We start from the raw sequence: 9,885 nt of genomic DNA on the forward strand, positions 1-9,885 counted from the left end.
ATCTCGACGACGTATTTCCTGAGCCGCGCCTACTTCCGGCCAAACCACTGGCGCGCGCCTTCGTACGCGGACTAGCGTTGTATATCGCCTCGGAAGGACAGCCGCTGATGAACCTGCGCGTTCTCCAGCATCTGCAGCATACGCATGGTCTGGATGAGGACGCCCGCAACGCCTGGGTTCGGCATTGGCTGGCAGTGAATTTCGGCAACATCGAAACGCAACTGGCGAATAATCCCCATGGCAGCAGTTTCACTGTCGGTGACAACCCGGGCCTGGCTGAATGCTTCCTGGTGCCGCATGTGTTCGCGGCCGCGCGCTTCAATCTCGACATGACACCGTATCCGAACGTAATGCGCATCGCCGGCCAGTGCCAATCCTTGCCGGCGTTCGCGCGAGCGCATCCCGGGCGGCAGCCGGATACACCTGCAGACTTTCGCGTCAATTGAGGTCAGAAAAAAGCCCGCTTGCACGGGCTTCTCGGTTACTGGGTTTTGTATAGATCCCCGTAGGGATCGTGTTCGGCGCTGCCGCCTTCCGACAGTCGGATCTTGAGCGCAAGACCGTCGCGCGAGTCGGCTTTCAACAGGGCTTCGTCGAGGGTGATCTTGCCGTCCTTGTACATGCGGAACAGGCACTGGTCAAAGGTATGGATGTCTTCTTCCAGGCTGGTGTCCATCGCTTCCTTGACTTCGTGGATCTGCCCACGCCGGATGAGGTCGCGGATCATCGGAGTATTGATCAGTACTTCCGTGGCCGGTATGCGGTGGCCATCAACACCAATCACCAGGCGCAAGGAGATCACTGCGCGCAGGTTCAGCGCCAGATTCATCAGGATGTTCTTGTGCGCGACTTCCGGGAAAAAGTTCAGGATGCGTTCGAGGGTCTGATCGGCGTTGTTGGAGTGCAGGGTGGCCAAGCATAAGTGGCCGGTCTCTGCGAAGGTGATGGCTGCTTCCATGGTGGTGGCGTCCAGGATTTCACCGATCAGGATCACATCCGGCGCTTCGCGCATGGCGTTTTTCAGTGCATTGTGGAAGCCATGAGTGTCGAAGCCGACTTCGCGTTGATTGACCAGTGATTTCTTGTGCCGGTGCAGGAATTCGATCGGATCTTCGATGGTCAGGATGTGGCCGGTCTGGGTTTCGTTGCGGTGATCAATCATTGCCGCCAGTGCCGTCGATTTACCCGAACCGGTGGATCCGACTACCAGCACCAGTCCGCGCGGTTCGTTGATGATGCTTTTGAGCGTCTGCGGCAGCTTCAGTTCCTCGATGCTCGGGATTTCGCTCTTGATGGCACGGATAACCATGGCGATTTCACCGCGCTGCTTGAAGCAGTTGACCCGGAAGCGGCCGGCCTCGCGGATGGAGATGGCCATGTTGTATTCCAGTTCGTGTTCGAACACCTTAATCTGGTCTTCGTCCATCAGCGAATACGCAATTTTTTTGACCATGCCGGTTGCCAGCTCGTTGTTTCCCAAGGCGTAAAGTTTGCCTTCGACCTTGATGTAAACAGGCGCACCGGTGCTCAGGAATAGGTCGGATGCGTTTTTTTCACGCATCAGCTTCAGGAAATAGCCAATATCCATAAGTTCCCCTTGCCCGGTTTTTGCCGGAGCCGTTATTGTGTACACTGGAATGCGATCCTAGGTACCCTCTTTCAATGGATTATAGAGTGTCCAAGCAGTTTGTGTACTTGTTGTCGGCCACCGCTTTCTTTCTGGCGTTCACACCCGTGTTTGCCCAGACGTCGGCGCCGTCCCCCGCATTTGAAGCCGCTGAACGGGCGTTGCTCGAGGCTGAGCGCGAACAGGCGGCGCAATGGGCGTCGTTACCCTATCAGAGCGCTCGCGATGCCTATGCTCAAGCACAGGTCTTGCAGCTCAAACGCAAGAAGATCGATGCCGAACGCGCCGCACAGACCGCGGAAGCACAGGCCGCTCTGGCCACTGCACAGACTCGGCAGCGCAAGCTGGCGGAACAGATCGAACGCAAGATTTCCGAGAACAACGCCCTGCGTCGGAATTTGCTGCTAGGCAACGGCGGTAACCCGCCATGATCCGCTTCCTAACCCTGATTCTGCTCATGCTTGTCTGCGTGCCAGTACAGGCGCAGACCTCGGATGCAGACTCCCAACAGCAGTGGCCACTTCTGGAGGAACGTCTGGCTGCAGTGGATGCCAGTGCTGGCGATAGCGATGCTGCAGCACTCGAGCGTCTTCAGGCCCGTCAGGCCCTGTTGGCATTACCGGAGGTGCGATCCCGCGACCGGGCATTTGCCACCGCCATCGTCGAACTGCGGGTGAGCACGGCCGAATATGCATTGAAGGTGGCACAACTGCGTCAACAATCACTGGCGCTCGACCGCGAGCGCGATGCCATATTGCTGGAAGCCAGCCGCCGTGATGCCGAGTTGGCGCGGAAGGAAGCCGAACGCCTGCGCCTGCAGGCGCTGGCGCGTGAAGAAGAGGTCTTGCTGAATGCAGATGCCGCCGCCGTGGCGGATGCGGCCACCGCCGGCGCTGCCTTGGTCGCCAAAGACGGTGAACTGGCGCGTCTGGAGGAAGAACTGGCCGCCTTGGCCAACGCCCGTAGCGACGATCTGGTCAGCCTGGGCGGGTCGCGCAAAGGCCGGTATCGGTTGCCCGGTACCGCGTTCCTGGCCGGCAAAGCCACCCTGCAGCCGGAAGCCCGGCAAAGCCTCGGTCAGCTGGGCAAGCGCCTGAAGGCCTCCGGCAAAGCTTGGTCCGTGGAGGGCTTCAGCGACAATCTGGGTAGCGAGGAGTCCAATGTGGCCCTTTCGCGCCAGCGCGCCGAGGCGGTGATGGCGGTGCTCCGGGCCGCCGGTGTGCCTGCCGGCAAACTCAGCGCCAAAGGCTGGGGTTCGGTCAAGCCTTTGGCTTCAAACACTGGAAAATCAGGGCGTGCGCAGAATCGGCGTGTCGAGATCATCCAGAAATAAGCGGAAAATCAGCAGCTTGTGATTTTTAGCCCCGCGTCAGACTCCTATAAGTCCATGAAAAATAATAATAAAACTCCGATTTTACGATTCTGGCCCGAGGCCATTTTGAAAATATCGCGAAATCAACGACATAAAAAAGGGCTTGCGGCCCGAAAAAGACCGGCGTAGGTTTTATATCCCATGCAGGCTATTTTCCGTTGCATGGCGAAAGCGAGCCACGATCATGCACGACGCTACATCACCTCGTCCCGATGCAGCACAGGAATTCCGGCCGGAAGCGAGCCGTGACTCCAGCGTCATAATCGTGTGCACAACCCATGAAACCCCGGCCTTGCCGGGGTTTTGTTTTTGCCAAGGGGGTTCCTGTGTTTGAAGGTCAATCGAAACAGTCAGTCGATTCACGTATCCAGACGGATAGCGATTTCCGCCGTCTGTATTTCCACCACCAGAAGCTCGATAAGAAAGTCACCGATGCCGAACTCGGTGTCTTGCCGATCGATGACCGCACCTTGACCCGTATGAAGCGGGAAAAGCTGATAGCTAAGGATCGGCTGACCCGTATGCTCGGAGACAGCACTCTCTGAGCGGGTTTTAAAGCGGCAAAGGGTGATGGCCGGCCTCCTCGTCGGACGGCTGTCACCCGGTCTTGGCGGGGGATGAAACTGGTAGAATGTGACGTCCCCCTTTGCTGCCTTTATCATGACCATTCATCACAGTATTCTGGAATTGATCGGGCAGACGCCCATGGTCAAAGCCCAGCATCTCGACACTGGCCTGTGTCAGCTGTACCTCAAGCTGGAATGCATGAATCCGGGGGGCTCGATCAAGGACCGTATCGGGGTGTCGATGATCGAAGCGGCCGAGCGTGCCGGGAAAATCCAGCCGGGCGACACCCTGGTCGAGGGTACTGCCGGCAATACCGGTATCGGACTGGCGCTGGTCGCCCAGCAGAAAGGCTACAAGCTGCTGCTGGTGGTGCCCGACAAAATGAGCCGTGAGAAGATCTTCAACCTGCGTGCCATGGGGGCCGAAGTGGTGCTGACCCGTTCCGATGTCGCCAAAGGCCACCCCGAGTACTACCAGGACATGGCCGAGCGCATCGCGCATGAAACGCCCGGTGCGTATTTCATCAATCAATTCGGCAATCCCGATAACCCGCTGGCACATGAGACCGGCACTGGTCCTGAAATCTGGGAGCAGATGGGCCATGACATGGATGCCATCGTATTCGGCTGCGGCAGTTCCGGCACGATGACTGGCCTTTCCCGCTTCTTCGAAGTCGCCGCGCCGCATGTCGAGCTGGTACTGGCCGATCCGGTCGGCTCGATTCTGACCCAGTACATCAACGAAGGTGTGCTCAGCACTAAATCGGGATCCTGGATGGTCGAAGGCATCGGCGAGGACTTCCTGCCGCGCATTTCCGATTTCCACCGGGTCAGGAAAGCCTACGCCATTTCCGACAAGGAAAGTTTCATAGCCGGCCGCGAGCTGCTGATGAAGGAGGGCGTGCTCGGCGGTTCATCGTCCGGCACGCTGCTGGCGGCCGCGTTGAAATACTGCCGCGAACAGACCGTGCCCAAAAAGGTGGTGGTGTTCGTGTGCGATACCGGCAATAAATATCTGTCGAAGATGTACAACGATTACTGGATGCTCGACAACGGATTTCTCGAACGCGAAGCCAAGGGCGATCTGTCCGATCTGATTCTCCGGCCTTACGCTAAGCGCGATACGGTGGTGGTCGGTCCGAAAGACACCCTGACCGTGGCCTACCAGCGCATGAAGATGTACGACGTGTCCCAGCTGCCGGTGATGGATGACGAGAAGATCGTCGGCATTGTTGACGAATCCGATGTGCTGATTCATGTACATAACGATCAGGCGCGTTTCAAGGACCTGGTGTCGACCGCCATGGTGCGTGATCTGGAAGTGCTTGAAGTCGGCGCGTCGATGGCGGCACTGATGCCAGTGTTCGATGCCGGTAAGGTTGCTATCGTGATGGACGGCACCCGTTTCCTCGGCTTGATTACCCGCATCGACTTGTTGAATTACCTGCGCCGCCGCGTGCAATAAAGGAATCCCATGAGCAGCAAGAAAACCCACGGTATCGGCACTAAAGCCATCCATGCCGGCCAGAGCCCCGATCCGTCCACCGGTGCGGTCATGGTGCCGATTTATGCGACCTCGACCTATGCCCAGGCCAGCCCGGGTGAACATCAGGGCTTTGAATATTCGCGTAGCCATAATCCGACCCGCTTCGCCTATGAGCGCTGCGTGGCCGAACTGGAATCCGGAACGCACGGCTATGCTTTCGCCTCCGGGCTGGCCGCGACCTCGACCGTGCTGGAACTGCTTGATTCGGGCGCGCACGTGATCTGCATGGACGACGTGTACGGCGGTACCTATCGCCTATTCGAACGCGTGCGCCGGCGAAGCGCGGGTCTGGAATTCAGCTTCGTCGATCTCAATGATCTGGCTGCGGTCAAGGACGCGCTACAGCCAAACACCAAAATGATCTGGTGCGAAACCCCGACAAATCCACTATTGAAGCTGGTCGACATCCGCCGTCTGGCCGAATTCGCCAAGGCGAATGGCCTACTGCTGGCGGTCGACAATACTTTCAGCTCACCGGTGCTGCAGCGCCCGCTGGAACTGGGCGCCGATATCGTGATGCACTCAGCCACCAAATACCTGAACGGTCATTCCGATATCGTCGGTGGCATAGTGGTGGTGAAAGATGCCGTACTGGCTGAACAGATGACCTTCCTGCAGAACGCCATAGGCGGCGTGCAGGGTCCATTTGATAGCTTCCTCGCGCTGCGCGGTTTGAAAACTCTGCACCTGCGCATGAAGGCTCACTGCGAGAACGCGCAATTCATTGCCGAAAAACTGGAAGCGCATCCGGCGGTGGAAAAGGTTACCTATCCGGGCCTGTCCTCGCACCCGCAACACGCGCTGGCGAAGTCACAGATGTACGGTTTCGGCGGCATGGTCAGTGTCTGGCTGAAGGGTGGCTTCCCTGAAGCCAAGCGCTTCATGGAGCGCTTGGAGCTGTTCGCCTGCGCCGAATCGCTTGGCGGCGTGGAAAGCCTGGCCAATCATCCGGCGGTGATGACGCATGCCTCGATTCCGGAGGACCGCCGTAACGCCCTGGGCGTGACCGGAAATCTGGTACGGCTCAGTGTCGGCGTCGAGGATGCCATCGACCTTTGGTCCGATATCCAGCAGGCACTGTCGGCCTGATGCTGTGGGTTCCTGAAAGGATTTTCGTATGAACAAAAAACTCTACGCCAGTGCCGATGACGCCCTGCGCCGCATCATACAGGACGGCCAGACCATTGCCGTCGGCGGCTTCGGTCTGTGCGGCATTCCTGAAGCGCTGATCGCCGCGCTGCGCGATTCCGGTAAAACCGGCCTGACCGCGATTTCCAACAATGCCGGCGTTGACGGCTTTGGCCTCGGCATGCTGCTGGCCACGCGCCAGATCCGAAAAATGGTGTCCTCGTACGTAGGCGAGAACAAGGAATTCGAACGGCAGTATCTGGCCGGTGAGCTGGAACTTGAATTCAACCCGCAGGGCACCCTAGCCGAGCGCCTGCGCGCCGGTGGTGCGGGCATTCCAGCCTTCTACACTCGCACCGGTTACGGTACCATCGTGGCCGAGGGCAAGGAAACCCGCGAGTTCGACGGCAAGCATTACGTGCTGGAAACCGCGTTGCATGCCGATGTGTCGCTGGTGAAAGCCTGGAAAGCGGATACTTCCGGAAATCTGGTGTACCGCAAGACTGCGCGAAATTTCAATCCGGCGGTGGCGATGGCGGGCAAGATCTGCATCGTTGAAGTCGAAGAAATCGTTGCGGTTGGCGAACTCGATCCGGACAGCATCCACACCCCGGGTATCTACGTCGACCGTATCGTGCTCAACCCCACGCCGGAAAAACGCATCGAACAACGCATCGTGCGCACGGCATAAGGAGAATGACATGGCTTGGACCCGTGATGACATGGCTAAACGCGCTGCCGCAGAACTCAGCGACGGTGCCTATGTGAACCTCGGCATCGGCCTGCCGACCTTGGTAGCCAACCACATTCCCGAAGGCATGGAGGTTTGGCTGCAGAGCGAGAACGGCCTGCTTGGCATCGGTCCGTTTCCGCTTGAGGCCGAGGTGGATGCCGATCTGATCAATGCCGGCAAGCAGACGGTGACCGCCCGCGAAGGCGCCAGCTATTTCGGCAGCCATGATTCGTTTGCGATGATCCGCGGCGGTCACATCGATTTGGCCATCCTCGGTGCCATGCAGGTCACCGACAAAGGCGATCTGGCCAACTGGATGGTGCCCGGCAAGATGGTGAAAGGCATGGGCGGCGCGATGGATCTGGTGGCTGGCGTCAAGCGCGTGGTGGTGCTGATGGAGCACGCCGCCAAAGACGGCTCGCCGAAAATCCTGCCGGAATGCACCTTGCCGCTGACCGGCCTCGGCGTAGTCAACCGCATCATCACCGAGTTGGGCGTGTTTGACGTGACCGATGCTGGCTTGAAGTTGATTGAGCTCGCGCCAGAGGTCTCGCTTGAGGAAATAAAAAACAAGACCGGTGTTACCGTCCTTCAATAAGCAGGATGTTCTGGCAATAAAAACTCCGCGTGAGCGGAGTTTTTATTGCCCCCAAGCAGATTGATACTAGAGTTCTTTTTCCAGTTCCGGAAGAATCTGGAACAAATCGCCGACGAGACCGAAATCGGCGATTTCAAATATCGGTGCTTCGGCATCTTTGTTGATAGCAACAATGGTGCCGGCGTCTTTGATGCCGGTCAGGTGCTGGATAGCGCCGGAAATGCCGATGGCGATATAAAGCTCGGGGGAAATTATTTTTCCGGTCTGACCAACCTGTAACTCATTGGGCACATAACCGGCATCCACAGCGGCACGCGAAGCGCCGACGGCAGCACCGAGTTTGTCGGCCAGTGAATACACGATGGCGAAATTCTCGGCTGAGCCTAGCGCACGGCCACCAGACACCACTTTACCGGCACTTTGCAGATCGGGACGGTCGGATTTGCCCTGTTGCAGGGAAACGAAACGGGTATGCGTCGGCAATCCGGTCTTCAGCGAGATGGATTCGATGCTAGCGCTGCCGCCGCTCTCGGCGGCCGGCCAGGAGGCGGTACGCACGGTGGCGACCACCGCTTTATCAGACGGTGCATTGACAGTGATGATGGCGTTGCCGGCGTAAATCGGACGTTTGAAGCTATGGCTCGATTCCACTGTCATCACATCGCTGATCTGCGCCACGCCGAGCAACGCGGCCACGCAGGGCATCAGATCCTTTCCGAAGGTGGTGGACGGGCCGAACACATGGCTATAACCGGTGGCGGCTTCGGCGATCTGCGGTGCTAGCACTTGCGCGATGGCATGGGCGTTGGCGGCGTTATCGGCCACTAGCACTTTGCTCACACCGGAAATTCTCGCAGCCTGTTCGGCCACGGCTTGGCCAGCATCGGACAGAACCAGCACATCGATGGCTTCGGCATTCAAGGACTTGGCGCAGGATACACAGCGCGCAGTGGCGCCGTTGAGCTGGCCGTTGAGGTGTTCGGCGATGATCAGTACGCGGCTCATTAGACAAGTCCTTTGTTTTTCAAGGCGGCGACCAGCTCGGCGACGTCTTTGACCATTACGCCTTTGCTACGCTTGGCCGGTGGTGCGAACAGGCTGGTTTTCAGGAAATCTGCGGATTCAACGCCAAGATCAGAGAAGGCGATGGTTTCCAGCGGCTTGCTTTTGGCTTTCATGATGTCGGGCAGCTTGATGAAGCGTGGTTCGTTCAAGCGCAGATCGACGGTGACCACCGCCGGTAGATCGATGTCGAGGATTTCCAGACCGGCATCCACTTCACGGGTGACCTGCACGGTGCCGCTGTTGATGGCGATGGCGCCGGCAAAGGTCGCCTGTGGCCGACCCCACAGCGTAGCCAGCATCTGGCCGGTCTGGTTGGCGTCATCGTCGATGGCCTGCTTGCCCATCAGTACCAAGCCGGGTTGTTCTTTTTCAATCAGTTTCAGGAAGGCACGAGCGGCAGTCAGTGGCTGGATGGCGGCATCTGTGACCACATGGATGGCGCGGTTGGCGCCCATGGCCAGACCGTTGCGGATATGTGCCTGGCAATCGGCCGGGCCCATGGTGACCACCACGACTTCCGAAGCCAGTCCCTTGTCGCGGATGCGCAGGGCTTCTTCCAGAGCGATGTCGTCGAACGGATTGGCGGACAGTTTCACGCCATCAGTGATGACACCGGAGCCGTCGGGCTTGACTTGAATGCGCACGTTGTAGTCAACCACGCGCTTGTAACCAACCAGAATCTTCATTGCTCGGCCTCGGGGGGGAGTGTTTCGGGAAAAAACAGGCCTTTATTCTATCCCAAATCCCCTTTTTCAAACAGCTGCTTGGGCTGAAGGAAAAGTGAAATCAAAGGCTTAAGCGGTGTTTGAGGGCAGTAACAAATCGCTCGGCGGCGCCATCGGCGTAATTGAAGAACAGCGAGGGTTCGGTCAGCTCTAACTCGAGCAGACAGGGCTGGCTATCCTCGTCACGCAGTAGATCGATGCGGGCGTAGGCCAGCGGACCGTTCAGACCGAACAATGCCGGCAGCGCGGCGATGACCTGCTCGGCCAAGGCGATTTCATCTTCACCTGGGACGCGTGCCATGATTTCTTCCGGTGCGAACAGTTTTTCAGTCGGACCTTCATCGCGTTTGAGCAATGGGCCTTTGCGAATGGCATGCGAGTACACGCCGTTGAAGTACAGCAGGGCGGTTTCGCCCGCGTCATCGACTTTGCTTAAGTAAGGTTGCAGCAGGGTGCTGCGATTTTTCAGCTGCAGGCGTTTGATGTGCATCAGTGCCGCATCGACATCCTCACGGCCGTAACGTT

The 9,885-nt window shown here is 58.3% G+C and carries 10 protein-coding genes and 2 pseudogenes; 8 read left to right on the forward strand and 4 right to left on the reverse strand.

Going from position 1 to position 9,885, the window contains the following annotated elements:
• Positions 1–446: pseudogene (locus ACIQ0Q_RS07505) on the forward strand (maleylacetoacetate isomerase); the annotation flags it as partial.
• Between the two features lie 35 nt (positions 447–481).
• On the opposite strand, the gene ACIQ0Q_RS07510 reads toward ACIQ0Q_RS07505, so the two are convergent.
• Complete coding sequence (locus ACIQ0Q_RS07510; RefSeq protein WP_395772323.1) at positions 482–1,588, reverse strand: PilT/PilU family type 4a pilus ATPase; 1,107 nt, start codon at positions 1,586–1,588, stop codon at positions 482–484.
• A gap of 86 nt (positions 1,589–1,674) precedes the next feature.
• On the opposite strand from ACIQ0Q_RS07510, the gene ACIQ0Q_RS07515 reads away from it, so the two are divergent.
• The 7 genes from ACIQ0Q_RS07515 (at position 1,675) to ACIQ0Q_RS07545 (ending at position 7,570) form a co-directional block, all read left to right on the forward strand.
• On the forward strand, positions 1,675–2,058 hold the full coding sequence (locus ACIQ0Q_RS07515) for a hypothetical protein (RefSeq protein ID WP_395772324.1): 384 nt from the start codon (positions 1,675–1,677) through the stop codon (positions 2,056–2,058).
• Complete coding sequence (locus tag ACIQ0Q_RS07520) at positions 2,055–2,960, forward strand: OmpA family protein (protein WP_395772325.1); 906 nt, start codon at positions 2,055–2,057, stop codon at positions 2,958–2,960. The genes ACIQ0Q_RS07515 and ACIQ0Q_RS07520 overlap by 4 nt, the downstream gene beginning before the upstream one ends.
• A 365-nt stretch (positions 2,961–3,325) precedes the next feature.
• On the forward strand, positions 3,326–3,544 hold the full coding sequence (locus tag ACIQ0Q_RS07525; protein ID WP_395772326.1) for a YdcH family protein: 219 nt from the start codon (positions 3,326–3,328) through the stop codon (positions 3,542–3,544).
• A gap of 115 nt (positions 3,545–3,659) precedes the next feature.
• Positions 3,660–5,030 (forward strand): pyridoxal-phosphate dependent enzyme, encoded by a 1,371-nt coding sequence (locus ACIQ0Q_RS07530; RefSeq protein WP_395772327.1) that lies wholly within the window; start codon positions 3,660–3,662, stop codon positions 5,028–5,030.
• A 9-nt stretch (positions 5,031–5,039) separates the two neighbouring features.
• Positions 5,040–6,200, forward strand: a complete 1,161-nt coding sequence (locus ACIQ0Q_RS07535) for a cystathionine gamma-synthase (protein ID WP_395772328.1) — start codon at positions 5,040–5,042, stop codon at positions 6,198–6,200.
• Positions 6,201–6,228: 28 nt separating this feature from the next.
• The gene (locus ACIQ0Q_RS07540) at positions 6,229–6,930 is read left to right on the forward strand and encodes a CoA transferase subunit A (protein ID WP_395772329.1); all 702 of its coding nucleotides are present in this window, start codon (positions 6,229–6,231) and stop codon (positions 6,928–6,930) included.
• A gap of 10 nt (positions 6,931–6,940) precedes the next feature.
• On the forward strand, positions 6,941–7,570 hold the full coding sequence (locus ACIQ0Q_RS07545) for a CoA transferase subunit B (protein WP_395772330.1): 630 nt from the start codon (positions 6,941–6,943) through the stop codon (positions 7,568–7,570).
• 66 nt (positions 7,571–7,636) lie between these two features.
• On the opposite strand, the gene ACIQ0Q_RS07550 is transcribed toward ACIQ0Q_RS07545, so the two are convergent.
• The 3 genes and pseudogenes from ACIQ0Q_RS07550 to ACIQ0Q_RS07560 form a co-directional block, all read right to left on the reverse strand.
• Positions 7,637–8,575, reverse strand: coding sequence for an electron transfer flavoprotein subunit alpha/FixB family protein (locus ACIQ0Q_RS07550; protein ID WP_395772331.1), 939 nt, complete (start codon positions 8,573–8,575; stop codon positions 7,637–7,639).
• Entirely contained in the window at positions 8,575–9,321 is a 747-nt protein-coding gene (locus ACIQ0Q_RS07555) for an electron transfer flavoprotein subunit beta/FixA family protein (RefSeq protein ID WP_395772332.1), read from the reverse strand. Before ACIQ0Q_RS07555 ends, ACIQ0Q_RS07550 begins: the two co-directional genes overlap by 1 nt.
• A gap of 100 nt (positions 9,322–9,421) precedes the next feature.
• Positions 9,422–9,885, reverse strand: a pseudogene (locus ACIQ0Q_RS07560) (hypothetical protein); the annotation flags it as partial.

The sequence above is a fragment of the Arenimonas sp. genome (genome assembly GCF_044348765.1).
In the GTDB taxonomy this organism is placed as follows: Bacteria; Pseudomonadota; Gammaproteobacteria; order Xanthomonadales; family Xanthomonadaceae; genus Arenimonas.

Bases quoted from the DNA above. Each gene is read 5' to 3' on its own strand.
- ACIQ0Q_RS07520 (WP_395772325.1), top strand. From the start codon at position 2,055: ATGATCCGCTTCCTAACCCTGATTCTGCTCATGCTTGTCTGCGTGCCA.
- ACIQ0Q_RS07540 (WP_395772329.1), top strand. From the start codon at position 6,229: ATGAACAAAAAACTCTACGCCAGTGCCGATGACGCCCTGCGCCGCATC.
- ACIQ0Q_RS07510 (WP_395772323.1), bottom strand. From the start codon at position 1,588: ATGGATATTGGCTATTTCCTGAAGCTGATGCGTGAAAAAAACGCATCC.
- ACIQ0Q_RS07530 (WP_395772327.1), top strand. From the start codon at position 3,660: ATGACCATTCATCACAGTATTCTGGAATTGATCGGGCAGACGCCCATG.
- ACIQ0Q_RS07535 (WP_395772328.1), top strand. From the start codon at position 5,040: ATGAGCAGCAAGAAAACCCACGGTATCGGCACTAAAGCCATCCATGCC.
- ACIQ0Q_RS07550 (WP_395772331.1), bottom strand. From the start codon at position 8,575: ATGAGCCGCGTACTGATCATCGCCGAACACCTCAACGGCCAGCTCAAC.
- ACIQ0Q_RS07545 (WP_395772330.1), top strand. From the start codon at position 6,941: ATGGCTTGGACCCGTGATGACATGGCTAAACGCGCTGCCGCAGAACTC.
- ACIQ0Q_RS07555 (WP_395772332.1), bottom strand. From the start codon at position 9,321: ATGAAGATTCTGGTTGGTTACAAGCGCGTGGTTGACTACAACGTGCGC.